Genomic DNA, 335 nt, shown 5'->3' on the forward strand with positions numbered 1-335 from the left:
AAGCACATCTACGTCGGCAACTGGTTCTTCGGCGCGTTCATCGTGGTGATCGCCATGCTGCACGTGGTCAATCACCTGTCGATCCCGGTGGACTGGTTCAAGTCCTACCCGGTGTACTCCGGCGCCACCGACGCCATGGTCCAGTGGTGGTACGGCCACAACGCCGTGGGCTTTTTCCTCACCACCGGCTTCCTCGGCATGATGTATTACTTCGTGCCCAAGCAAGTCGGCCGGCCGGTGTACTCCTATCGCCTGTCCATCGTGCACTTCTGGGCGCTGATCACCCTGTACATCTGGGCCGGGCCGCACCACCTGCACTACACCGCCCTGCCCGA

1 protein-coding gene is annotated in these 335 nt (G+C 61.8%); it reads left to right on the forward strand.

The genetic code is table 11. The annotated features are described in order from the left end of the window. Positions 1-335 (forward strand): cbb3-type cytochrome c oxidase subunit I (locus tag IB249_RS29625; protein WP_192309938.1); only part of this gene is annotated, 335 nt, incomplete at both ends.

Source organism: Pseudomonas sp. PDM04, assembly GCF_014851765.1.
Taxonomy (GTDB): Bacteria; Pseudomonadota; Gammaproteobacteria; order Pseudomonadales; family Pseudomonadaceae; genus Aquipseudomonas.